Here is a 23,667-nt window from a genome sequence, read left to right as displayed (position 1 = left end):
CTCAGCCGAACAGGGCCAGCCGTAGCTTGCGGGCAAGCCGGTTCTTAAACCCGCCCTTGGTGCCGCGGTCATAGCCCGGCTCCTGCTTGGTGAGCGCCCGCTCATAGAGCAGATAGTCCTCGCCGAAAATGTGCTGCTCGAGGGTCGCTACCTGCCGAAAACCCAGCCGGCGCATTACGGCCGCCGCGGGGTCGTTTCCGGTCTTTGTGTAGGTTGCGATCTTGTGGAAGCGGCCGTTGTCCCAATGGTTGATGAAGTTCCGCATGCCGTACAGCGCAAGCGTGGAGCGGCGGAACTCGGGGAAGACGTAAGACCAGTAGAGCCAGAGCGTGCCCAGTTCCGGTCCCGAGATCATGAAGCCAGCCGGCACGTCTTCGCGAATGAACAGCAGGACATGGTGCGGATCAGCGTCGTGCAGCGCCAGCAGGTATTCTGGGCTGAGCCGCGCCCGCTCGTAGGCCTTGAACTCCTGCGAGTAGAAGGGGGAGGTGTCGATGGCCTCCATCAGGCGCCGGTGAACAAGCTTGAGTTCCTTGATCTGCGCGGGCCGGAAGACAAAGGCCGGCGTTGCCGACGTCTTGGTCCCCGAAACTGCCACGGCTACATCGCTCATCGCCGGCTCCCATTGATTGCTCAGCATAGCAAGCGCCACCGTGTTCCCGAAGCGCCCGTCCCAACAGCAGTTAATGGGTCGCTCCACAGGGTGCGTCCCTATGCGACAGAAGCAGCCCTTGCTCCGGGGGGAGGTGGTCAGTAGAACAGGACCTGGGAGAGGTAGGGAGGACGAGATGAGCGACCAGCTCATATTCCAGCCAAGCGCGGCTGCCATCGCGCGCACCCACACCACGAAGGAGCGTTACGAGGAGCAGTACCAGCGCTCCGTAACTGATCCCAATGGGTTCTGGGCCGAGCAGGCCCAGCGCCTCGACTGGGTCAAGTTCCCCACGGTAATCAAGAATACGAGCTTTCAGTACCCGGACGTCTCGATCAAGTGGTTCGAGGACGGGGTGCTCAACGTCGCTTACAACTGCATCGACCGGCACCTGGCCGACCGCGGAGACGACGTCGCCATCATCTGGGAACCGGATAATCCGGAGGATGAGGCGGAGTACATCACCTACCGCACGCTGCACGAAAAGGTGTGCCGCTGCGCCAATGTGCTGAAGTCGCTCGGCGTCAAGAAGGGTGATCGGGTCACCATCTACCTGCCGATGATTCCGCAGGCTGCCTATGCCATGCTGGCCTGTGCCCGCATCGGTGCGGTGCACTCGGTGGTGTTCGGCGGCTTCTCGCCGGACGCGCTGGCTGGCCGCATCAACGACTGCGATTCGGCCGTGGTGATCACTGCCGACGAAGGTCGCCGCGGCGGCAAGGCCGTGCCGCTCAAGGCCAATGTCGATAAGGCTCTGCAGGACTGTCCCGGCGTGCAGAAGGTGCTCGTCGTTCACAACACCGGCGCCGACGTTGCCATGAAGGGCTCGCGGGATATCTGGTGGCACGAGGCAGCCGCGGGCGTGGAACCGTTCAACGATCCGGAGCCGATGAATGCGGAAGATCCGCTGTTCATCCTCTACACCTCCGGCTCCACCGGCAAGCCCAAGGGTGTGCTCCACACCCAGGGTGGCTATCTCACCTATGCCTCGCTGACCCACGAGCTGAGCTTCGACTACAAGCGCGGCGAGGTCTTCTGGTGCACGGCTGACGTGGGCTGGGTCACCGGCCACAGCTACATCGTCTATGGTCCGCTCGCGAACGGCGCCACCACGGTGATGTTCGAGGGCATCCCCTCCTGGCCGGACTGCGGCCGCTTCTGGCAGGTGGTCGAGCGGCACAAGGTCAACATCTTCCATACGGCGCCCACCGCGATCCGCGCCCTTATGGGTGCGGGCTCCGAATGGGCCGACAAGTACGAGATGTCGTCGCTGCGCCTGCTCGGCACCGTCGGCGAGCCGATCAACCCCGAAGCCTGGCTATGGTACCACGAGCATGTGGGCAAGGGCCGCTGCGAGATCGTCGACGCCTGGTGGCAGACGGAAACCGGCGGGCACATGATCGCGCCGTTCCCCGGCGCCATTCCAACCAAGCCTGGCTCGGCCACCATGCCCTTCTACGGCGTGCAGCCGGTTGTGCTGTCCCCGGAAGGTCAACTCCAGGAGCAGACCAAGGCCGAGGGCGTGCTTGCCATCAAGGACAGCTGGCCCGGGCAGATGCGCACCGTCTATGGCGACCACCAGCGCTTCGTCGACACCTATTTCAGCCAGTACAAGGGCTACTACTTCACCGGCGACGGCTGCCGTCGCGATGAAGACGGCTACTACTGGATCACCGGTCGGGTGGACGATGTGCTCAATGTCTCGGGACACCGGCTCGGCACCGCCGAGGTGGAAAGCGCGCTGGTTGCTCATCCCAAGGTGTCGGAAGCGGCGGTGGTCGGATATCCCCATGCCGTCAAGGGGCAGGGCATCTACTGCTATGTCACGCTGATGGCGGGTGAACAGAGTTCGGACGAATTGGTCAGCGAGCTCAAGGCCTGGGTCCGCAAGGAGATCGGCCCTATCGCCACGCCTGACCTTATCCAGTGGGCGCCGGGCCTGCCCAAGACCCGGTCGGGCAAGATCATGCGCCGCATCCTCCGCAAGGTGGCCGAGAACGACTTCGGCTCCCTGGGCGATACCTCGACGCTCGCCGACCCTGCAGTGGTCGACGATCTGATCGAGAACCGCCAGAACCGTTAACGAAAAAAACGGGCGGAGGGCCCTTATCCTCCGCCCGCCAATCTGGCGGCTAGTCTACGGACCGAAGGTTGAACACGGTCCGCGCTCCAAGACGCCCGTCAGCATATTGTCAGTTTTCCCAGGCCGGCGCACCCCCTGAATAGGTGGGGTGACATCGTGCTCATCACTTTTTTGCTGCAACGCTCGTAGCTTCCGCTCTTCGGCAGCCTGAGGAGGTCGGCCGCGCGACCCTCCAGGAGTGGAACCTGAACCCGGAAGGAAGCGTCGACAGGTTCGGGCTCGGCCATTGTATGGCCGACAAATCGCGCTCAATGTCGAATGGACCTCCGGAGAATCATCGTGCGCCTTTCCACTGTCTGTCTGCTCATGGGCCTTGCGACGCTCGCGCCCACCGTCGCTTCGGCCGCAACCCTGGAGCAGATGGCCGGACAGATGATCGTGGTCGGCTTCCAGGGCAAGAGCGCTGCCGATCCGTCCGTGGTAGCGCTGCGAGACGACATTGCCGCCGGCCGGCTCGGCGGGGTCATGTTCCTCAAGGTGAACGTCACCAGTCTCGACGACGTGGCCGCCATGAATCAGGCATTCCGCGCCGCCAGCCCGGATCTGCCACCGCTGATCACCCTGGACCAGGAGGGTGGGGCGGTCGAGCGGCTGACGGAGGACGTCGGCTTCACCGAGATCCCCCGCGCCGTGGTGGTTGCCGCCGAGAACACGCCAGAGGAGGCTGAGGCGCTTTATGCGCGCATGGCCGAGGCGGTAGCGGAGCTCGGCTTCACCATCAATTTCGGCCCGGTGGTCGACATTGACCGCAATCCCGAGAACCAGGTGATCGCCAAATACGGCCGCGCCTTCGGCACCGATGCCGAGACGGTCACTGCCTATGCCGAGGCCTTCATCCGCGCCCACCACCAGGCCGGACTGGTCACTGCGCTGAAGCACTTTCCCGGCCACGGCTCCTCCACCGCCGACAGCCACGAGGGGTTCGTCGACATCACCGAAACATGGGATGCGGTCGAACTCGAGCCCTACCGCGCGCTGATCGCCGCCGGTGAGGCGGACATGGTCATGATCGGGCATCTGTTCCATGCCGACTACGCCGCGAGCCCGGGCGAACCCTCATCCTTTTCCCGCCGCTGGATCGAAGAGGTGCTGCGCGGCGAACTCGGCTTCGATGGCGTTGTGATCAGCGACGACCTCGAGATGGGTGCCATCCGCGACCACTTCAGTCTCGAAGAGACCGTGGTCGGCGCGGTGGAAGCGGGCATGGACATCCTGTTGTTCTCCAACACCTCTGACTATCGGCAGAGCCTCGGCCAGGAGGTGCTCGACATCCTGCTCGCCGAGGCTGAAGCTGATCCCGACTTCGCCGCCCGTATCGAGCAGAGCTACGAACGCATCGTGAAGCTCAAGCAGCGGATCGACTGAGACGGGGCGAACAATCCCCCGCTTTCTCATCCCCGCGGTTCCCTCCGCGCCGCGCGGTCGCTATTGTGCGCGCCCAACGACTAGGAGACCACCAGTCTGATGGCGGAAACCCGTGAGGTTCGGCAGGTTCGGGCCCTGTTCCTATCGGATGTGCATCTCGGCATGAAGCCGGTGCGCGTCAAGCAGCTCATCGAGTTCCTGCGCGCCCATGATGCGGAGACGATCTATCTTGTCGGCGACATCGTCGATGGGTGGCGGCTCGCCAAATCTTGGCACTGGCCGGCAGAGTACAACGTCCTCGCTCAGCTCCTGCTCGACAAGGCCAACGCCGGCAGCCGCATTGTTTACCTGCCGGGCAATCACGACGAGTTCCTGCGCGAATATCTCGGCACCTATTTCGGCGAGATCGAGTTCGTCGATCGCACTATCCATACCTCCGCCAGCGGCCGCACCTATCTGGTGATTCATGGTGACCAGTTCGATGTCGTGGTGATGCACGCCAAGTGGCTCGCCCATGTCGGCGACTGGGCCTACAATCTTGCGCTGCGCATCAACATCGTCATCAACTGGGTGCGCCGGCGCCTTGGGCTGCAATATTGGTCGCTTAGCGCCTGGGCCAAGCAGAAGGTCAAGAACGCCGTCTCTGTGATCGGCCGCTTCGAGGAGGCGCTGGTCCACGAAGCCAAGGTTTCCGGTGTGGACGGCGTCATCTGTGGCCACATCCACTTCGCAGATATCCACGACCGCCTCGGCATCCAGTATCTCAACACGGGCGATTGGGTGGAGAGCTGCACCGCCATCGTCGAGAATCCCGATGGCAATTTCGAGCTGATCAAATGGACGGAAATGGTGGCCGGCCAGCCGCGCCGTTTCCGCCTGCGCCGCGCCGCCGCAAGCTGAACCGCCCTCGCTGCCGCGTGACTTTGCATCCACACCGGCGGGCGATTTGCAACGTTCTAGGCTGATCTCCCTATTGGGGGGCTTGCTTTGCCCGTTGCTGCGCGCCACCAACGAGTCCGGGCGCTGATTTGCCCGGAGTCCTTTCCCGATGTCGTCGGCACGATCGCGCTGGGCCACGCCCGAGGCGCGCGCCTCTATCTTCCAGTTCATGGTCTATGTTCCCGGTGGCGTTGCCTCGGTGTTTCTCGGCATCTGGCTGAGCGAGCACGGCATCCCCGCGGACCAGATCGGCATCATCAACGCGCTGCCCACCTTTTGCCTGCTGTTGCTCAACATCGTCGTCGGCCGTGTCGCCGATAAAGCCGATGACTGGCGCACGGCGCTGATCATCATCTCGGCCTTGTCTGCGCTGGCGCCGCTGCCGCTCTACTTCGTTTCGGAGTTCTGGGGCATCCTGCTGATCTGGGCCCTGTGTGGCACCACCAACGGCCTCGTGGCCCCCGTCATCGACGCGGCATGCGTCCGTATGACCCGCCGCAATGGCACGGATTTCGGCGTGGTGCGCGCTTGGGCGACCGTGGGCTACGTCTTTGCAGCCGGCGGTCTCGGCCTGCTGCTGAACGTACTCGGTTCCTCCGTTTTCGTGACCCTTTATGTGGCGATGGTGGTGATCCGCGCCGCTTTGGCCTTCCTGCTGCCGCGCTTCCGGGCGCCAGCGCCGCAGCCCACTCTGTCGAGCGTCGCACCCGAAAGCGCGCCGCAACCGAGCCGGCTCAAGGATTCCCTCAAGCTCTGGTTCGTGCTGCCGCTGCTGGCCTTCTCGCTGGTCAACTCCAGCAATGCCCTGATCGGCGGCTTCGGTGCGCTGCTCTGGCACGAGAATGGGGTGCCTAACTACTATATCGGCCCATTGCTCGGCATTGCTGCGGTCGGCGAGGCGGTGCTGATGTTCGCCTGGCGGCGCTTCGGCGGCCGGGTGACCGCGCGCAACATGATCATGGTGGCAGCGCTCGCCGGGCTTGTTCGCTTCACCGTCATGGCGTTCAATCCGCCGGTCTGGGTGCTGTTCTTCACCCAGCTGCTGCACGCCTTCAGCTTCGGCATGGGCTATTTCGGCACCGTCCACTTCATCGCCAACTGGACCAACGAGGCCAATGCCGCGGAGGCCCAGGGATTCGCCAACATGCTCAACATGGGTGCCTCGATGCTGGCGCTGATCGTGTTCGGCGTCCTGGTCGAGTTCTTCGGCTCTGCGGCCTTCTTCTATTCCACCGTCACTGCGCTGCTGGCGGTGGCCTGCGTGGTGCTCTCGCTCCGGCTGCGTCCGCCCAAGGATGCGCAGTAATTGGCCACGATGCTGACCCCGGAACGCCGCACCACGACGTTCTACTTCACCTACTTCATGGGGCCCGGCGCCGCCGTGATGTTCCTGCCGATCTGGCTTAGCGAGAAGGGCATCAGCCCCGAGCAGATCGGGATCATCAACGCCTTGCCGGTATTCGCCATCCTGGCGCTCAATCTCATCGTGGGGCGCATTGCCGATCGCGCCAAGGACTGGCGGCAGGCTATTGTCATCGGCGCCTTGATCGGCGGCATCGTTCCGATCGGGCTGTTCTGGGTCAACGAGTTCTGGGGCATCCTGCTGTTCTGGACCTTGGCGAGCGTCCCGACGGGCGTCACCGGCCCGGTACTCGACGCCGCCACCATGCGCCTGACGCGCCGCAACGGTTCGGATTTCGGCGCCATTCGCGCTTGGGGCACGGTCGGCTACATGCTTTTCAACGGGCTGACCGGTTACCTGGTCGCCTGGTACGGCTCCGCGGTCTTCGTGCCGCTGTTCGTCGGCCTCACTCTGCTGAGAGCCTTGGCCGCGCTGCAACTGCCGCCGTTCCGCGCCCCAGCCGAGCAGCCGACCCTGGCAGCGGTCGCGCCGGCACCGGCCTCCGGAGGTCTCGACCGCCTCCGGCCCATTCTGCAGCCTTGGTTCCTGCTGCCGCTTATCGGCTTCTGCTTCATCTATGCTGCTCACTACATCTTCAACTCCTTCGCAGCGCTGGTCTGGAAGGCGCAGGGCATCGGCGAGGAGATCATCGGTCCGCTGATCGCGCTCGGTTCCGCCTCCGAGGCGCTGATGATGTTTGCCTGGCGGCGCTTCGGCGGGCGGATATCGGCGCGCCAACTGATGCTGCTGGCAGCAGTGGCAGGCTTGCTCCGGTGGGCCGCCATGGCGATCGAGCCGTCGGTGCCGGTGCTGTTCGCCCTGCAGATGAGCCACGGGGTCACCTTCGCCCTCGGCTATTTGGGCTGCGTCCACTTTATCGCCAACTGGACCAGCGAAGACATCGCCGCCGAAACCCAGAGCCTGTTCACCGTGGGTCAGCAATTGATGTCGGTGATCACGGTGATCGGCTTCGGTGTCCTGATCCCGTTCTACGGGGCGCAGTCTTTCTTTGCCTCGGCGGCGCTGGCATTGGTTGGTGGCGCCTTCGTCTGGTTGTCGATTCGGATGAAGCCACCCAAGGACGACCTACCACGCTAGCGGAGCCAGCCATGCCGACCCTGCGCAGTTCCACCCTCGGCATCAGCATCGAACGCGCCTGGCAGGAGGTCTACGCCTATGCCGCCGACCCAGCGAACATGCCTCAATGGGCCGCAGGCCTCGGCAATGGCTTTGAACGCGATGGTGACGACTGGCTGTTCCGCGACCTCGGCGGCAACCCGGCCCGGGTGCGGTTCACGCCGCCGAACCCGTACGGCGTGCTCGACCATGATGTGTTCCCTGCCGGGCAGGACCCTGTTCATGTCGCCATGCGGGTGATGCCCAACGGCGATGGCGCCGAAGTCACATTCCTCCTGATCGAGACGCCTGGCATGAGCAATGCCGACTATCAGCGCGACGCCGCGGCGGTGATGAAGGACCTACAGACGCTGAAGGCAATTCTGGAAGGGTAGGGTTCACCACCAGATCCCCGAAGAAAAAGCGGCCCCGGATCGCTCCGGGGCCGCTTCACGTCGTCTCGCTGCCGCTCAGGTGAGGCGGCCGCTGGCATGGGCCAGCATGGTGTAGACCTTGCCGCGATCCGACAACAGGTACTCGCGGGTCTCTGCAGCGGGACGCGGGCCGGCAGCAGCCCGCTTCAGCAGTTGCTCGAACTCGCCCATATAGGCCTGAGCCGTGCGGGTGAACTCGGGCTCGCGCTGCATGCGGCGGCGGACCTCGTCATAGGTGCCCTGGCCGGACAGCGTGTAGATGCGGCGCGAGAACACGTTCGACTCGCCCGCCTGGTAGCGGGTCCAGGCGTCGGCCAGCGCCGTATTGTCGATCGAACGGGCGATCTCCTCCGTCAGACCCGAAAGGCCCTGCGGCTGCTGTGCCGGCTGGCTCCCTTGCTGCTTGGCGGTCGCATTGCGCAGCACGTCGCGCAGCCATCCCCCGGTGCCGTCGCCAGCAGCCGGAGCTGCCTCGGCGGCAGGTGCCGGGCGCGGCTCCGCCTGCTGCACGGGCTCCGGCTGGCGGGCCGGCTCGGCAGCCGGCACGGGTTCGACCGTGACGGGCTGCGGCTGAGCCGGGCGCTCCACCGGACGAATGGGATCGACCAGCGTCTGCCGGGCCGGCTCGGGCCGGTAGCTCTCGCGCATGGGCTCCGGCTGGCGCGGTTCGCTGCGCAGGGCAGGGCGCTGCGGCGGGCGACGGTCGTTGACGTCGTGCGTCGTCGGCTGGCTGCGCACGATGGCGTTGAGCTCGCTCAAGGCCTCGATCTGCTCGGCCACGACCCGACGCATGGCGGCGGCGCTGGCGCGGGTTTCCTCCGGCAGTTCGTTGATGCCGCGGGTGAGTTCGGCACGGGTGGCTTCGAGCTCGTGACCCACTTCGCGTGCTGTCTCGCGCATGGCGCGGGCGGTGTCGGCGAAGCGCTGAGTGGCTTCCTCCATCGCCCGCTGCATCTCGGCCACCATCTGCTGCTGTGCCTGCTGCAGGGCAGCGTTGGCGCGGCGGCCCTCTTCGTCGGCAGTGGTGCGGAAGTCGCCGAGGCGATCACCCACATCCGCGGCGGTCTCGTCCAGCGCCTGGCGGAAGGTGCCGGTCGACTGGTCGATGGCCTGCCGCAACTGGCCGGTGTTGGACGAAATGGCGTTGCGAACCGACATGGTGCTGTCGTTGATCGTGTCGGCCAGCGTGCTGGTTGTCGAGGTGAGCACGTCGGTGACATTGCCAGCCGTCGATGCCAGCACGTCGCTGACCTTCTCGGCGTTCTGCTCGAGAGCGGCATTGACCTCGCGGGCCTGGTCGCTGAGGGCCAGGCGCACGGACGAGGCGGTCTGGTTGAGCGAGGCAGCGGCGGCCTCGGCGGCACGCTGAACGGCGTTGTCGACCTGCGCCACGTTGCTGCTGAGCGTCTGGGTGAAGCGCTCGTTGGTGGCATAGAGCGCGTCATTGACGTTCGCCGTCGAGGACTGGATGGCCTCGGTGATCGTGCCAGTGGTGCGGTCGAGCGTCTCGACGACTGTACCGGTGGTCGCCTGCAGGGCCTCGTCCATGGCGCGGCGAGCGTTGATCAGGCGGCGCTCCGTGTCGTTGACGGTGTCCGCAATCGACTGGGCGAACATGCGCATGCGGTTGTCGATGTCGTCGGCACGGGCAGCGAAGCTGTGCGCCAGCGCATCCATGGCGCCGCGGCGGTCCTCCAGCGTCTCCAGCGCTTGGCCGCTGGTCTGGGCCAGCGAGTCCGAGGCCTGCATCATGCTCTGCGCTTCCGCGTCCAGCTTGCCGAGCACGCCGGCGAACTCGTCCACCATCGAGCGGATGGTCGACTGCAGCGCGCCCACATGCTGGCTGACCAGTGCGCCCGCCTGCTCGGTCTGGCCAATCGCCTCGCGCACCGTGCTGGAGTAGCTGGCCGTCTGCTGGGCCACGCTGGTCTCGAGATTGGCGAGGTTGGCCGTGGAAGCATCCAGCACCCGCTGCAGCAGCAGGTTGGAGTCGTTGAGCTTGCCCAGGGCGGCGGTGACGTCGCTGAGGATGCGCGAGGTCGACACGGCCATGATGGCTTCGGCTTCGCGGGCATTCTCGCTGAGCGCTTCGCGCAGCAGGTTGCCATGGGTGCTGAGCGCGCCCTGCAACTGGTCCGACTTCTCGCTGACCAAGGCCGCAAAGGCGTTGGTCTGCTGCTCGACCGAGCGGTTGATGTCGGTCAGGCGTGTTTCGATGGTGTCCACCGCGGTTACGGCCTTCACCGACAGCAGATCGTCGATGTCGGTGGCTGCAACCCGGATCTGCTCCAGCGCAGTGCGCACCGCGGTATCCATACGGTTGGCCGTCTCGACGATGTCGGTCGAGATGTTCTGCGTCGCCGCGGTGATGCGGGTGGCAATGGTTTCCTCGATGCGGTCGGCGCCGGCTTCGAGATCGGCCATGGACTGCGTGATCGAGGTGTTGATCGAGGCATTGAGCGCCGCCAGGCGTTCGGCCGTGATGTCGGCGCGGGCCGTGATGGCCTCGGGCAGGGTGCCCAGGCGCTGGTCCACCATGTCGGTGATGGCCTTGCGAGCCGAATTGACGCCGGCCTCGATGAGGTCGGCCGCCCGACGGGCGCTCTCGCCCACCGTGTTGCTGGCCGACTCGATGCGCTCGGTGATGCCCTGTTCGGCATCGGAGATGCGCACCAGCGCGGTCTCGACATTGGCGCCGAAATTGCTGTTCACCTCGGTCATCTTCCCGGTGATCAGCGACGACATCGCATCGACACGCTCGTTCATTGTGTCGGTCACCCCGCGCAGCGAGGTCTCGATGCGGTTGCGGGCCTCGTCGCCGTGCTGGACGATGGTGTCGGCGAGTTCCGCCGTCCGCAGCCCCAGCGTCTCGCCGAGAGAGGCGGTGTGCGTGGCCAGAGTGTCGCTGAGCGCCTGCGTCCGGACGTTGAGCGCCTCGGACAACTGGTGGGTCCGGTTGCCGACCGCGTGTGCCAGCTGTTTGGTGCCGCCGTCCAGCACTTCGCGCAGCTCGCCGGCGCGGGCACCGAGCTCCTCGTGCAGCCGGCCCGTGCGCTCATCGATCTGGTGTGCCAGTTCGCCGGTGCGGTTCTCGAGTTCGAGCGACATCGCGGTGGTGCGCTCGGCGAGCGTTTCCGACAGCCGCTCTGTGCGGCCGGCGAGTGCCTGATCGAACGTTTCGGTGCCGGTGGCCAGCGCCTCGCCCAGTTCCTGGCTGCGAAGGCGGATGGCTTCGTTCATGTCGCGACTGCGCAGCTGGAGCGTCTGATCCAGCTCCCCGGTCCGCTCGGCGATAGCCTGGCTGATCTCGCCCCCACGTTGAGCAAGTGTCTCAGAAATCTCGCCTGTGCGTGCCGCCAGCGTCTCCGAGATTTCGCCGCTGCGTGCAGCCAGGGTCTCGGAAATCTCGCCGGTGCGCAGGGCGAGCGTATCGGAAATCTCACCCGTGCGCAGGGCGAGAGTGTCCGAGATTTCGCCTGTACGCACAGCGAGAGTGTCGGAGATTTCACCCGTACGCAGGGCGAGCGTGTCGGCCATCTCGTTGCTGCGCGCGGACAGAGTATCGGCCAATGCCCCGGCGCGGCCGGTCAGCAACTCGTCGAGGGCACGGGTACGGTTGTCGAGCGTCTCGTCGATCAGGCTGGTGTGGTTCTCCAGCGTTGTCGCGAGCTCGCGAGAGCGGTTGGCGAGGTTGTCGCTGACGCTCTGCGTGCGGGAAGCCAGCACATCGCTCATCTCGCGAGTGCGCTGGCTCAGGATGTCGTCGAACCGGCCGGATTCTTGGTTCAAGGCCATCTCGAGCACGTTGGCGCGGGCCGCGAAGGTCGTGCCCTGTTCCTCAAGCCGCTGCACCAACTGGTCGCCCTTGTCGCCGATCACGCCGTCCAAAGTGTGCAGGCGGGTGTCGAGGATGTTGGCGATCTCGTTGAGACGAGCATCGAACTGCGACAGCGCATCCTGACCCGCAGAAGACAGGGTGATGCGGGCGCGTTCGGAGGTGTCGTCCAGCGCACCGTTGATCTCGATCACTGCCGATTGCAGACGGCTGTCGAGGGCATTGAGCTGAATCGACACCGATTCATCGAGCTGGCGCCCCAAGGCCCCCAGCAGCATTTCGGCATCGCGCGAGCGCGTCGAGATATCGTCGACCAGGCGCTGACCGATGCGGTCGAGCCCGCCGGTGACCTCCTCGCCGCGCTGGCGCAACTGCTCCAGCAGCGAGCCGCCACCTTCGGTGAGCAGGCTCGCAATGGTGGCGGTGCGTTCGTCCAGCGCATGCGTCAACTGGCCGGTGGTGCTGTCGAGGAGGCCCGCGAAGGCGGCCGTGCGCTGCTCGAAATTGCCCGACATCGCCATCGTCTGCTCTTCGATGCGGCGAGCGCGATCCTCGATAGCCCCCGTGATGGTGCTGGCTTGTGCATCCAGCGCGTCGGTGAGGGCGCGCATGCGCGCTTCAACGTCGCTGGTGACCCGGCCTGCACCCTCATCCAGCGTCTGCGACAGCACGGCGGTGTGCTCGCCGAAGGTCAGCGCCAGCCGGGTGGTGCTTTCGTCCAGCGTCGAAACGACATCGCTGGTGCGATTGTCCACGAGCTGCACGAAGGCGTCCGTGCGTTCCGAGAACGCGCCGGTTAGGGTGTTGCCGGCGGTCTCGAGCGCGCGGGTCAGATTGCCGCCGCTCTCGACGATGGTGCCGGCGATGCGCTGGCTGATCATGTCGAGGTCGAAGACGAGGCCCGTATGGCTCTCGGTGATGGCTTCGCGCACGCGCTCGGTGTTGGTGAGCACACTTTCGCGCTGGTTCGCAAGTTCCGCAATCAGCGCGCGCATGCGCGACTCGTTGTCCGAATAGGTGCGTTCGAGCGCGGTGACCTCGTTGTGGATCATCACCTCGAGTTCGCCGGCGCGGGAGAGGGCGCGTTCCAGCCCGTCACCGAGGGCGTTTACCTCGCGGCGCACGGCCTGACCAACCGACGCCACCTTGTCGGCAGCCGTGACTTCCGGCTCGGCAAGGCGAATGGCGGCCTGGGTGATGGAGGAGGCAGCATTGCGCAAATCCTGCGCGCGGCGGAACAGCGTCGCCACGGCGAAGAAGGCGGCCACCGGCAGGAACATGATCGCGACCAGCGCGATGAAGTCGATGGTGCCCATGAACTGGCCAAGATCGCCCAGTTCGCTGCCGTAGCGCATATAGGCGCCGGCGCCCGAAACCAGCAGCCACAGCGCGGACAGCGCGAGCGCGATCCACGTCGGAGTGGCGGACGAGCGGCTCTGCAGGTTGTAGAGAATGCGCGAGGTGGGGAAGCGGTCGTCATTGGCGACCACGCCCGCCTGCTGGGCGATCTTGTCGGCGGCGCGCAGGCGCTCCGAACGGGTCGGTTCGGCCGGCCGCTTCTCGTTCTGCGACGGACTGGGTTCGATGCTGAACACCGATTCCTTGAGGGCGTCCTCGACGGCGGAGAATGCCAGCGCGGCGGGATCGTTCGTGGGGGTCGGGTTCTTCGCCATACTCTTTACAACTCTCGCGTCGGCTCTTCTGCTGGGCGGACTTGAGGCGTTGGTGTGACACGGCACCCCTTGCGGGGAGCCCCATCAACAATAGGCAATTCGATGCAAATGCCCCGCATCGTCCTGCAACCCTCGCCGCCGCGCGCTGGCTCGGATCGCATCCTTACATTCAATTTTATGCAAACCGAACGGTTTCTTACCCAAGGGTTAATTTTCCCTGGGGAAGTCCGCCCATCACAATCGGCCAACCAAGGCAAAGATGTGGCTTAAGGGCCTGTTCACGGCTGCCCGCTAGCGTGAAGGTGAGCGGCATGTCCACTGGTGGGCGCGTAGTCGCCGGTTCGAGGCTTGTCATGCGTCCCACATCATCCGCCGCCGAGAAACTGGATCAGGTTCAATTGCGTCGGGATGCCCGGCCGGTGGACCTCGTGCACCTTGCCAAGCAGTGCCTGGGCGACGAGCACCTCGAGTACGAAATCCTCAGGCTCTTCGACACCACGATCTCCGCCTATCATCAGCGGGTCGGGCAGGCGGGCAGCCTCGACGACCTGACGCTGGCGCTGCATTCGATGCGCAGTGCTGCCACCGGCGTCGGCGCTTGGACCATCGTCGACCTCGTCACAGCCGCCGAAGCCGACATGCGCGACGGCCGCCCCCTGCAGCCAGAGCAGCTCGCCGATCTCGCCATGGCGGTGGAAGAGGTTCGTACGTTCATTGCAGACCTGCTCAGCAACGAGCCCAACTGAGCCCGAGGCTCGCGGGGTCTTGTTTGACCCCTCTCTTGCCTTCCCCTATAGAGCGCCCGATATCAGCTCATGCGCACGCACGCATGCGACGCTCTCTGGCCAGAACATCCCATGACCATGCTTTCCCCGGCAGCCGAGGTGCCGCCTCGTGCCGCCCTTGAACCGTTCCGCACCCGCCGGACCTTTGCGATCATCTCGCACCCGGACGCCGGCAAGACGACGCTGACCGAGCGGCTGCTGGCCGCGGCCGGCGCCATCCAGTCCGCCGGGGCCGTGCGCGGCAAGGCAGGCCAGCGCTCCACCCGTTCGGACTGGATGGAGATGGAGCAGCAGCGTGGCATCTCCATCACCTCCTCGGTGATGACCTTCGAGTATGACGGCCTTACCCTCAATCTTCTCGACACTCCGGGCCACTCCGACTTCTCCGAAGACACCTACCGCACCCTGACCGCTGTCGACGCCGCTATCATGGTGATCGATGCCGCCAAGGGCATCGAGTCGCAGACCCTGAAGCTGTTCGAGGTGTGCCGGCTGCGTGACATCCCCATCATCACTTTCATCAACAAGGTGGACCGCGAGGGCTTGTCGCCGCTCGAACTGATCGACGAGATCCAGGACAAGCTGGCGCTCGACCTCACGCCGGTGCTCTGGCCGATCGGGCAGGGCGTGGATTTCGGCGGCTATATCGACCTGCTCGAAAAGCGCGTGGTCAGTCCGCAGGGAAAGTCTCTGGCCGAATATGATCAGCTGGAGGATCTGCTCGAGGTCGATGATCTGGTCGAGAACCCTGTGTTCATGACGGCGCTCGAAACCTTGGAGATGGCGCAGGCCATGCTTCCGGCGTTCGACCTCGATACCTTCCACAAGGGTCATCTCAGCCCAGTGCTGTTCGGCTCTGCGCTCAAGGGCGTGTCGGTGGCGGAACTGCTCCGTACCCTGGGGGACTGGGGGCCGGAGCCGCGGCCGCAACCTGCGGTGCCGTCGCCGATCGATCCGTCCGACCGCAAGGTCACCGGCTTCGTGTTCAAGGTGCAGGCGAACATGGACGCCAACCACCGCGACCGCATTGCCTTTGTCCGCCTCTGCTCGGGCAAGTTCGAGCGCGGCATGCGCCTCAAGAACGTGCGCTCCGGTAAGGATATGGCCGTCTCCAATCCGATGTTCTTCTTCGGCAACAACCGTGAGCTCGCCGAACAGGCGGTGGCCGGCGACATCGTCGGCATTCCCAACCACGGCACGTTGTCGGTGGGCGACACGCTGACCGAAGGCGCCGCCATCAACGTCACGGGCATTCCGAACTTCGCGCCAGAAATCATCCGCCGTGTGCGCCTGACCGACCACATGAAGAGCAAGCAGATGGCGAAGGCCCTCACCGACCTGTCGGAAGAGGGAGTGACGCAGGTGTTTCGGCGCATGGTCGGCGCCGACTGGATCGTCGGCGTCGTCGGCCAGTTGCAGCTCGAAGTGCTGAGCTCCCGCGTTGCCAAGGAATACGGCGTGCCGATCGATTTCGAGAGCATCGGCTTCGAGGTCGCGCGCTGGGTCGAGAGCGACGACCCCGAAGAGCTCAAGCGCTTCATCACCGCCCAGAAGATGAACATGGCGGAGGACCGCACCGGCGCTCCTGTGTACCTGGCGCAGAACCAGTGGTGGGCCGATCGCGCCAAGCAGGATTGGCCGAAGCTCAGGTTCCTCACCACCAAGGAACGGCATTGACCGCGGCGCGCATCGACGAGTTCGTCGAGGCGGTGGGCTCTGCCTTTGCCGACGGCTCGCTCGTGCGTCTGAAGCTCGGCGGCTATCATGGCACCGAGCCCGACCTGAGGTCGGTGGAGGCGCGAAAGATCGTCGTGAAGGGCGAGGACAGGCTGTCCTTCACCTTCCACTACAAGACGCGCGACATCATCAAGAACCACGAGCTTGGGGAGGCGGCTGCGCAGCTACGCGCATGGCTGGCCGATGCGTTCCGCAGCGCGCAGCTTGCCGCGACCACCTTCGATCTCACCTTCGAGCGCAATGGCGACAAGATCCGCCTGAAGCGCACGGAGGCTGTGCGCGATGCTGTTGCCGCCAGCCACGATCGCGCCAAGGTCCGGCCGGTCGCTGCCGGCGCCAAGCCCTGGCAGGCCGGCCTCGGGCTCACCGACGAGCAGGGCAATGTCCGTAAGGACGCGCAGGACAAGTTCCGCCAGATCAACAGGATGGTGGAGATCTTTGCGCCCTTGATTCAGGCTCTGCCGGACAATCCGCGCATCGTCGATATGGGCGCCGGCAAGGGCTATCTCGATTTCGCCATCGCCGATTGGCTTCAGGCGCAGGGCCGCTCGGCCGAGATCGTCGGCGTCGAACTCCGCCCGCAACTGGTCTCCGACGGCAACCGCCTGGCGCAATCCTCGGGTCTCATCGGCCTCAGCTTCGCCCCCGGCAGCATTCTCGACTACGACGCCACGGGCGCGGATGCCGTGATTGCCCTCCATGCCTGCGACACCGCCACCGACGACGCCATCTACAAGGGCATCCTGGCCGGCGCCCGGCTGATCGCTGTTGCACCCTGCTGCCACAAGCAAGTGCGGCGGGAGATGGAGCGCGGCACCGCTGCGGATACCCTTTCTCCGCTGCTCCGCCATGGGATCTTCCGCGAGCGTCAGGCCGAGATGCTGACCGACACGCTGCGCGCCCTGCTGCTCGAGCGGCACGGCTACAAGACCCGCGTGTTCGAGTTCGTCTCCGACGCCCACACCCCCAAGAACAACCTCATCGTCGCCGAAAAGGATACCCGGGCCGGCAAGCAAGCCGACGCGCAGATCGCCGACCTCAAGGCCATGTTCGGAATCGGCGAGCATTACCTGGAGCGGCTGCTGGCGGGTACTGAAGCGAACACCGCACTCTCGTAGACCTCATCCTGAGCTTGTCGAAGGACGAGGTCGCGGCCACGGTGTTACCGACCTCCTGGTTCGACGGGCTCACCATGAGGTCTAGGAGGCTGGTGGCTCTCCTCTTCACCGCCTATATCCGCCCTAACGAAGGCAAGAGCACATGACCAAGATCACCTACATCGCGCCGGATGGCGAGCGCATCGAGACGGAAGCACAGGACGGTTCCACCGTGATGGAAACGGCCATCATGAACGGCATTCCCGGTATCGTCGCCGAATGCGGCGGCGCCTGCACCTGCGCCACCTGCCACGTCTATGTCGATGATGCCTGGACGGAGACGGTCGGCGGTCCCTCGATGATGGAAGAGGACATGCTCGACTTCGCCTTCGATGTCCGCCCGCAGAGCCGGCTCTCCTGCCAGATCAAGGTCAGCGACAAGCTCGACGGCCTGGTCGTCCACGTGCCGAGCCGGCAAGGCTAAGCGGAATTTTCGCTCAAGGGCGGCTCTACGGATTTATTTGGCGGTATTGGTGCCTCGGCACCCGTCTGCGTTCCACGCGCCGCCCAGCGCGGGAAATATAAAAGCGATTGAATTTCAATAGCTTGTGAGGTGTCCCTGCTGCCGGTATTTTCTGGCTGCAGTGAAACTGGGACACCAATGGGCAATCTCAACACCTTTCCGTTGAGCTATATCGTCAAGGGCAAGAAGATCATCATCGTCGGCGGCACCGACGAAGCCCTGAACAAAGCCCGGTTGGCAGGTAAGACTACTTCCCAGGTCGTCATTATCTCGCGAAGCATCGAGGCCGATTTCTCCGCTTATGCTCATGCCGTGCATGAGCGGCCGCTGACAGCAAGCGACCTCGACAACACGGCGCTCGTTTTCGTTGCCGAAGAGGGCGAGGACGCGGAACTGGCCAAGGCCGAGGCACGCCGCCGGGGCATCCCCCTCAATGTCGTCGACGTGCCGGCAGAATGCGACTTCTACACGCCGTCGATCGTCGACCGTGCGCCGCTGACCGTCGCTATCTCCACCGAAGGCGATGCTCCGGTGCTGGCGCGGCTCGTCCGCGCCCGCATCGAGGCCATGCTGTCCCCCTCGGTCGGCAAAATTGCGAGTCTTGCCGGACGGTTACGGCACAAGGCTGAAACGCTGATTCACGACAATGCCGCCCGCCGCCGGTTCTACGAGGCGCTGGTGACCTCGCCTGAGATCGAGGCGGCCGAGCAGCGGGGCGCCGGCACTGCCGCGGCCGAGAACCTGCTCGCCAGCCACGCCGCTGGAACGGGGCAGGGCGTTGTCTGGCTGATCGGCGCCGGTCCGGGCTCCGAAGATCTCCTGACGCTTCGCGCCCAGAGGCTGCTGCAGGAAGCCGATGTCATCGTTCATGACCAATTGGTGCCCCAGGTTGTCGTCGACATGGGCCGTCGCGATGCCGAGCGCATCAGCGTCGGCAAGGCCAAGGGCCATCACAGCTTTTCGCAGGCACAGATCAACACCCTGATCGTGCGCCTTGCCAGCGAAGGCAAGCGTGTGGCTCGCCTCAAGTCCGGCGATCCGATGGTGTTCGGGCGGGCCGGCGAGGAGATCGCGGCTCTCCGCAAGGCCGGCATCACCTACTCGGTCGTGCCGGGCGTCAGCGCTGCCTTGGCTGCTTCGGCGGACACCGCCACGCCGGTTACCCTGCGCAAGGTGTCGAGCGGCTTCGTCATCGCCACCGCGCATGGTGCCGACGACGGCGAACTCGCCCACTGGGCCGCCCTGGCCCAATCCGGCCTGACTTTGGCTCTCTATATGGGCAAGTCGATTTCCGACGAGGTCGCCACCCGGCTGATCCATCATGGCGCCCCGGCGGACCTCCCGGTCGGCATCGTCGTCAATGCCGGCCGTGCCAACCGCGCCACCTATTCCGGCTTTCTCGCTGACCTCGCCGCCAGTCACATCGATTTCGCCGATGGCCCTGCCGTCATCCTGGTCGGCCAAGCCGTAGCCGCCGGCGACTGGGCCGACGCCGCCGGCTTGGCCGCACAGAACTTCAAGGTAGCCTGATATGGAAATCCTCACCGGCAACGAGCTGATCAGCGGCGCCACAGTCTATCTCGATGCTTCCGGCCGCTGGATCGAGGATCTGCAGGCGGCTCGACTCTTCGGCAAGGATGAGGCCGAAGCACGCGACGCGGCCATTGCCGCGAGCAAGGCCACCGGCCGCATCAACAGCATCGAAATCGAGGAAGTAGAGCGGGTCGGCGGCACGATCGTGCCGAAGCGCCTGCGTGAACGCATCCGGGCGGCGGGCCCCACCGCGCCCCTCAATCTGAACGGCGTGCCCTTCGACCGCCAGCGTCTGGGTAAGGACGACCATGTATCGATATGACGAATTCGACGCGGCTTTCGTCGCCGGCCGTACGGAACAGTTCGCCGATCAGGTGAAGCGGCGCCTGTCCGGCGAGATGACGGAAGAGCAGTTCCGGCCCTTGAGGCTGATGAACGGGCTCTACTTGCAGCTCCACGCCTATATGCTGCGCATCGCCGTGCCTTACGGCACGCTCTCGTCGCGCCAGTTGCGCAAGCTCGCCCACATCGCCCGCACCTATGACCGCGGCTACGGCCACTTCACCACCCGGCAGAACATCCAGTTCAACTGGCCGCGCCTCAGCGACGTGCCGGCCATCCTCAAGGAGCTGGCGAGTGTGGAGATGCACTCGATCCAGACCTCGGGCAACTGCATCCGCAATGTCACCACCGACCAGTTTGCCGGCGCTGCCGCCGACGAGATCATCGATCCGCGGCCGGTTGCCGAGATCATCCGCCAGTGGTCGAGCCTCCATCCGGAATTCTCGTATCTGCCGCGCAAGTTCAAGATCGCAATCACCGGCGCGACCCATGACCGCGCCGCCATTCGCCTCCATGACATCGGTCTGCAGGCGGCGACCAATGCCGCCGGGGAAATCGGCTGGGAAGTCTGGGTCGGCGGCGGGCTCGGACGCACGCCGATGGTGGCCAAGCTGATCAACAGCTTCGTTCCCAACGAGCACCTGCTCGCCTATCTCGAGAGCATCCTGCGCGTCTACAACCGCTACGGCCGGCGCGACAACAAGTTCAAGGCCCGCATCAAGATCCTCGTGCACGAAGAGGGCCTGGAGAGCATCAAGGGGCAGGTGGAGGCCGAGTTCGCCCAGATCCGTGGCGGCGTGCTGACGCTGCCACAGGAGGAGGTGGAGCGCATCACCACCTACTTTGCACCACCGGATTTCCGCAACCAGTCGGTTACCAAACTCGACATTGCCTACGAGTCGATCCTCGATCCGGCCTATGGCCGCTGGCTCGACAACAACCTCAACGCCCACAAGCAGCCGGGCTATGCCTCGGTCACCGTTTCGCTGAAGCCGGTTGGCGGCGCTCCTGGAGACGCCACTGCCGAGCAGATGGAGGTCGTTGCTGACCTCGCCGAGCGCTATTCCTATGACGAACTCCGCGTCACCCACGAGCAGAATCTGGTGTTGCCGCATGTGGCGCTGGCGGACCTCCGCACCGTCTACGATGCGCTGGTGGCTGCGGGGCTCGCTGAGGGCAATGTCGGAACCATCGCCGACATGATCTGCTGCCCGGGCCTCGACTATTGCGCGCTGGCCAATGCCCGTTCGATCCCGCTGGCGCAGGAAATCTCCAAGGCTTTCTCTGCGCCGGACCGTCAGAAGGAAATCGGCGAACTCAAGATCAAGATATCGGGCTGCATCAATGCCTGCGGCCACCACCATGCGGGCCACATCGGCATTCTCGGGGTGGAGAAAAAGGGCGGCGAGCTCTATCAGATCACCCTCGGCGGCGACGCCACCGAGCAGGCGGCTGTCGGCAAGATCATCGGCCCCGGCTTCGAGGCCGAGGCCGTCCCCGCCGCCATCGAGAAGCTCGTCGACACCTACATCGCGCGCCGCACCGAGGGCGAGAGCTTCATCGATGCCTATCGCCGCCTAGGCGATGCGCCGTTCAAGGAGGCTCTCTATGGCGCTGCCTAAGCTTGCACCCGCTCCGGCCGCGCAGGACAAGCTGCGTGCCCTCGGCATTCTCGCCCTCAACGGCATGTTTGACGAGATGGACGCCGTCGGCGTGCTCCGCTACGCCGCAACCGAAGTGCTGCCGGGCGACCTCGCCATCGTGTCCTCTTTCGGTGCGGACTCTGCCGTCCTGCTCCATATGGTCTCGCAGGTCGATCCCTCCCTGCCGGTCTATTTCCTTGAGACCGGCAAGCATTTCGCCGAGACGCTGGACTATGTTGAAACGCTGAAGCAGCACCTAGGCCTCACCAACGTCGTCGCCATCCATCCGGCGAGTTCCGACATCGCCCGCTTCGATCCCCAGGGCGATCTTTGGGAGACGGACCCGGACTCCTGTTGCTTCATCCGCAAGACCGAGCCGCTGGAGCCGGTGACCGAGATGTTCGGCGGCTGGGTTACCGGACGCAAGCGCTACCAGACCAAGGAACGCGGTGTACTGCCGCATTTCGAGCTCACCAGCGACGACCGCATCAAGGTCAATCCGCTGGCCTACTTCTCCGATGCGGACGTGATCGAGTACCGCCAACAGCACAACTTGCCCGAGCATCCGCTCTACGCTAGGGGCTACAGGTCCATTGGCTGCGCGCCCTGCACCTCGATCGTTTCCGAGGGCGAGGATCCGCGCGCCGGACGGTGGCGCGGCCTCAACAAGAAGGAATGCGGCATCCATTACGACTTCAATGGAGCGATCGCCAAGCCGATGACTGCTGTCCGCCATACCCTGTGGAAGGACGGGGCCTTCATCGCCGATCCGTTCAAGGCCTGGGAGGAGGGGACGGACCCGAGCACGGCGCGATATGTGCATGTGCCGCTTCAGGTTTTTCTCGCCGACCGTGACGCTTTCCTCGCCAACCCGCACCCGCTGGGCCTCTTGGTCACGCCCGGTGAGAAGGTGGAAGATGTCGAAAACGACCTCGGCCGCTTCGCCTCGATCGCCATCCGCTTCCCTGCATTCACCGACGGACGGGGGTATTCCACCGCACGTCTGCTTGCGGAACGTTACCGCTACAGCGGGGAAGTGCGGGCAATCGGGGACGTTTTGCAGGATCAGATACCGCTGATGCGGCGCTGCGGCATAAATGCCTTCGTGGTCGAGCACGAACCGACCCGCCGGGCGCTGATCGAGAACCGGCTGCCGGAGGTGGCGCTGTTCTATCAGCCGGTGGGACTGACCGAAGTGCCGGCCGGCACCCGCCCCTTCCTTCGCCGCGCCCATTGAGGTAAGCGGAGCCCACTTGTCAGGATTGGCCGCAGGCCATCCCTACCACCGCGTCGTTCCCGCGAACACGGGAGCCCATTGCCAGGTGTGTCCTGGAAAGAATGGATCCCTGCCTGCGCGGGGATGACGCTCAGCCGAAACGGGCGTCAGCCCACGAGCAGAGACTGAGATGAGCACTGAGATCACCACCGATGTCGTCGTCATTGGCGCGGGGCCGTGCGGCCTGTTCGCCGCCTTCGAACTCGGGCTGCTCGACGTCAAATGCCATTTCATCGACATTCTCGATCGCCCGGGCGGTCAGTGCGCCGAGCTCTATCCGGAAAAGCCGATCTACGACATCCCGGGGTTCCCGGTGGTCACCGGTCAGCAACTCACCGACAATCTGATGGCGCAGATCGCGCCGTTCTCGCCCGAGTTCCACTTTTCGCGCATGGTCAACACGCTCGAGAAGCAGGCCGACGGCAGCTTCAAGCTGACCACCGATGCCGACGAGACCTTTCACTGCAAGGTGGTGGTGATCGCGGCCGGCGGCGGCTCCTTCCAGCCCAAGCGCCCGCCGGTCGACGGCATCGAGGCCTACGAGAACAAGTCGGTCTTCTATGCCGTGCGCAAGATGGACGACTTCCGCGACCAGGACGTGGTGATCGTCGGGGGCGGTGACTCGGCGCTGGACTGGACCCTCAGCCTGCAGCCGATCGTGCGCACGCTGACGCTGGTCCACCGCCGCGACGCCTTCAAGGCCGCCCCGGCTTCGGTCAACAAGATGAAGGACATGGTCGCCGAGGGGAAGATCAACTTCCAGCTCGGCCAGATCGCCAGGATCGACGGCGAGGACGGGCAGCTCAACCACGTGCACCTCACCACCGAGGCCGGTGACCTCTCCATCCCGGCAACGCGGCTGTTGCCGTTCTTCGGTCTCACCATGAAGCTCGGCCCGGTCGCCGACTGGGGTCTCGAACTGAACGACAACACCATCGTCGTCGACACCGAGAAATTCGAGACCTCAGTGCCCGGCGTGTTCGCCATCGGCGACATCAACTGGTACCCGGGCAAGCTCAAGCTCATTCTCTCGGGCTTCCACGAGGCCGCGCTGATGGCCCAGGCCGCCAAGAAGATCATCTCCCCCGACGAGCGCGTGGTGTTCCAGTACACCACCAGCTCCACCAAGCTGCAGAAGAAGCTTGGGGTGGTTTAGGCGGCGCGGTCGCTCG

Annotated in this window: 17 protein-coding genes; 15 read left to right on the top strand and 2 right to left on the bottom strand. The window is 64.9% G+C overall.

Annotation, left to right across the window (positions count from 1 at the left end):
• Position 1 precedes the first annotated feature (1 nt).
• Positions 2–613, bottom strand: a complete 612-nt coding sequence (locus tag ACFSX5_RS02210) for a GNAT family N-acetyltransferase (RefSeq protein ID WP_386831358.1) — start codon at positions 611–613, stop codon at positions 2–4.
• Positions 614–788: 175 nt separating this feature from the next.
• On the opposite strand from ACFSX5_RS02210, the gene acs reads away from it, so the two are divergent.
• The 6 genes from acs (at position 789) to ACFSX5_RS02180 (ending at position 8,012) form a co-directional block, all read left to right on the top strand.
• Positions 789–2,735 (top strand): acetate--CoA ligase, encoded by a 1,947-nt coding sequence (gene acs / locus ACFSX5_RS02205; RefSeq protein ID WP_386831356.1) that lies wholly within the window; start codon positions 789–791, stop codon positions 2,733–2,735.
• Positions 2,736–3,074: 339 nt separating this feature from the next.
• On the top strand, positions 3,075–4,160 hold the full coding sequence (locus ACFSX5_RS02200; protein ID WP_386831354.1) for a glycoside hydrolase family 3 protein: 1,086 nt from the start codon (positions 3,075–3,077) through the stop codon (positions 4,158–4,160).
• Between the two features lie 99 nt (positions 4,161–4,259).
• Positions 4,260–5,060: a UDP-2,3-diacylglucosamine diphosphatase gene (locus tag ACFSX5_RS02195; RefSeq protein WP_386831352.1), complete on the top strand. Its 801-nt coding sequence runs from the start codon at positions 4,260–4,262 to the stop codon at positions 5,058–5,060.
• A gap of 148 nt (positions 5,061–5,208) precedes the next feature.
• Complete coding sequence (locus ACFSX5_RS02190; RefSeq protein WP_386831350.1) at positions 5,209–6,405, top strand: MFS transporter; 1,197 nt, start codon at positions 5,209–5,211, stop codon at positions 6,403–6,405.
• Positions 6,406–6,414: 9 nt separating this feature from the next.
• Positions 6,415–7,599, top strand: a complete 1,185-nt coding sequence (locus ACFSX5_RS02185; RefSeq protein WP_386835559.1) for an MFS transporter — start codon at positions 6,415–6,417, stop codon at positions 7,597–7,599.
• Between the two features lie 11 nt (positions 7,600–7,610).
• The gene (locus ACFSX5_RS02180) at positions 7,611–8,012 is read left to right on the top strand and encodes an SRPBCC family protein (protein ID WP_386831348.1); all 402 of its coding nucleotides are present in this window, start codon (positions 7,611–7,613) and stop codon (positions 8,010–8,012) included.
• 75 nt (positions 8,013–8,087) lie between these two features.
• Here ACFSX5_RS02180 and ACFSX5_RS02175 read toward each other — a convergent pair whose 3' ends face one another.
• Entirely contained in the window at positions 8,088–13,559 is a 5,472-nt protein-coding gene (locus ACFSX5_RS02175) for an apolipoprotein A-IV repeat region-like domain-containing protein (protein ID WP_386831347.1), read from the bottom strand.
• 353 nt (positions 13,560–13,912) lie between these two features.
• On the opposite strand from ACFSX5_RS02175, the gene ACFSX5_RS02170 reads away from it, so the two are divergent.
• From ACFSX5_RS02170 to ACFSX5_RS02130, 9 genes are all read left to right on the top strand, one after another.
• Complete coding sequence (locus tag ACFSX5_RS02170; protein WP_386831345.1) at positions 13,913–14,305, top strand: histidine kinase; 393 nt, start codon at positions 13,913–13,915, stop codon at positions 14,303–14,305.
• 111 nt (positions 14,306–14,416) lie between these two features.
• On the top strand, positions 14,417–16,021 hold the full coding sequence (locus ACFSX5_RS02165) for a peptide chain release factor 3 (protein ID WP_386831343.1): 1,605 nt from the start codon (positions 14,417–14,419) through the stop codon (positions 16,019–16,021).
• Positions 16,018–17,199 carry a class I SAM-dependent methyltransferase gene (locus ACFSX5_RS02160; RefSeq protein WP_386831341.1) on the top strand — a complete coding sequence of 394 codons (1,182 nt, stop codon included), beginning with the start codon at positions 16,018–16,020 and terminating at the stop codon, positions 17,197–17,199. The genes ACFSX5_RS02165 and ACFSX5_RS02160 overlap by 4 nt, the downstream gene beginning before the upstream one ends.
• 142 nt (positions 17,200–17,341) lie before the next feature.
• Positions 17,342–17,662 carry a 2Fe-2S iron-sulfur cluster-binding protein gene (locus ACFSX5_RS02155; protein ID WP_386831339.1) on the top strand — a complete coding sequence of 107 codons (321 nt, stop codon included), beginning with the start codon at positions 17,342–17,344 and terminating at the stop codon, positions 17,660–17,662.
• 177 nt (positions 17,663–17,839) lie between these two features.
• Complete coding sequence (cysG, locus tag ACFSX5_RS02150; protein ID WP_386831338.1) at positions 17,840–19,231, top strand: siroheme synthase CysG; 1,392 nt, start codon at positions 17,840–17,842, stop codon at positions 19,229–19,231.
• A gap of 1 nt (position 19,232) precedes the next feature.
• Positions 19,233–19,556: a DUF2849 domain-containing protein gene (locus tag ACFSX5_RS02145; RefSeq protein ID WP_386831336.1), complete on the top strand. Its 324-nt coding sequence runs from the start codon at positions 19,233–19,235 to the stop codon at positions 19,554–19,556.
• Positions 19,543–21,198, top strand: coding sequence for a nitrite/sulfite reductase (locus tag ACFSX5_RS02140; RefSeq protein ID WP_386831334.1), 1,656 nt, complete (start codon positions 19,543–19,545; stop codon positions 21,196–21,198). Before ACFSX5_RS02145 ends, ACFSX5_RS02140 begins: the two co-directional genes overlap by 14 nt.
• Positions 21,185–22,456, top strand: coding sequence for a phosphoadenylyl-sulfate reductase (locus ACFSX5_RS02135; protein WP_386831333.1), 1,272 nt, complete (start codon positions 21,185–21,187; stop codon positions 22,454–22,456). Before ACFSX5_RS02140 ends, ACFSX5_RS02135 begins: the two co-directional genes overlap by 14 nt.
• A gap of 169 nt (positions 22,457–22,625) precedes the next feature.
• On the top strand, positions 22,626–23,651 hold the full coding sequence (locus ACFSX5_RS02130) for an NAD(P)/FAD-dependent oxidoreductase (RefSeq protein WP_386831331.1): 1,026 nt from the start codon (positions 22,626–22,628) through the stop codon (positions 23,649–23,651).
• The last annotated feature ends 16 nt before the right edge of the window (positions 23,652–23,667 follow it).

The sequence above is a fragment of the Devosia albogilva genome (assembly GCF_042685625.1).
Taxonomy (GTDB): Bacteria; Pseudomonadota; Alphaproteobacteria; order Rhizobiales; family Devosiaceae; genus Devosia; species Devosia albogilva.
Note: the sequence above shows the minus strand (reverse complement) of the source record. Positions and strands in the feature narration are given on the sequence as shown.

Bases quoted from the DNA above. Each gene is read 5' to 3' on its own strand.
- ACFSX5_RS02180 (WP_386831348.1), top strand. From the start codon at position 7,611: ATGCCGACCCTGCGCAGTTCCACCCTCGGCATCAGCATCGAACGCGCC.
- ACFSX5_RS02155 (WP_386831339.1), top strand. From the start codon at position 17,342: ATGACCAAGATCACCTACATCGCGCCGGATGGCGAGCGCATCGAGACG.
- ACFSX5_RS02210 (WP_386831358.1), bottom strand. From the start codon at position 613: ATGAGCGATGTAGCCGTGGCAGTTTCGGGGACCAAGACGTCGGCAACG.
- acs (WP_386831356.1), top strand. From the start codon at position 789: ATGAGCGACCAGCTCATATTCCAGCCAAGCGCGGCTGCCATCGCGCGC.
- ACFSX5_RS02140 (WP_386831334.1), top strand. From the start codon at position 19,543: ATGTATCGATATGACGAATTCGACGCGGCTTTCGTCGCCGGCCGTACG.
- ACFSX5_RS02195 (WP_386831352.1), top strand. From the start codon at position 4,260: ATGGCGGAAACCCGTGAGGTTCGGCAGGTTCGGGCCCTGTTCCTATCG.
- ACFSX5_RS02185 (WP_386835559.1), top strand. From the start codon at position 6,415: ATGCTGACCCCGGAACGCCGCACCACGACGTTCTACTTCACCTACTTC.
- ACFSX5_RS02145 (WP_386831336.1), top strand. From the start codon at position 19,233: ATGGAAATCCTCACCGGCAACGAGCTGATCAGCGGCGCCACAGTCTAT.
- ACFSX5_RS02170 (WP_386831345.1), top strand. From the start codon at position 13,913: ATGCGTCCCACATCATCCGCCGCCGAGAAACTGGATCAGGTTCAATTG.
- ACFSX5_RS02190 (WP_386831350.1), top strand. From the start codon at position 5,209: ATGTCGTCGGCACGATCGCGCTGGGCCACGCCCGAGGCGCGCGCCTCT.
- ACFSX5_RS02165 (WP_386831343.1), top strand. From the start codon at position 14,417: ATGACCATGCTTTCCCCGGCAGCCGAGGTGCCGCCTCGTGCCGCCCTT.
- cysG (WP_386831338.1), top strand. From the start codon at position 17,840: ATGGGCAATCTCAACACCTTTCCGTTGAGCTATATCGTCAAGGGCAAG.
- ACFSX5_RS02135 (WP_386831333.1), top strand. From the start codon at position 21,185: ATGGCGCTGCCTAAGCTTGCACCCGCTCCGGCCGCGCAGGACAAGCTG.
- ACFSX5_RS02175 (WP_386831347.1), bottom strand. From the start codon at position 13,559: ATGGCGAAGAACCCGACCCCCACGAACGATCCCGCCGCGCTGGCATTC.
- ACFSX5_RS02130 (WP_386831331.1), top strand. From the start codon at position 22,626: ATGAGCACTGAGATCACCACCGATGTCGTCGTCATTGGCGCGGGGCCG.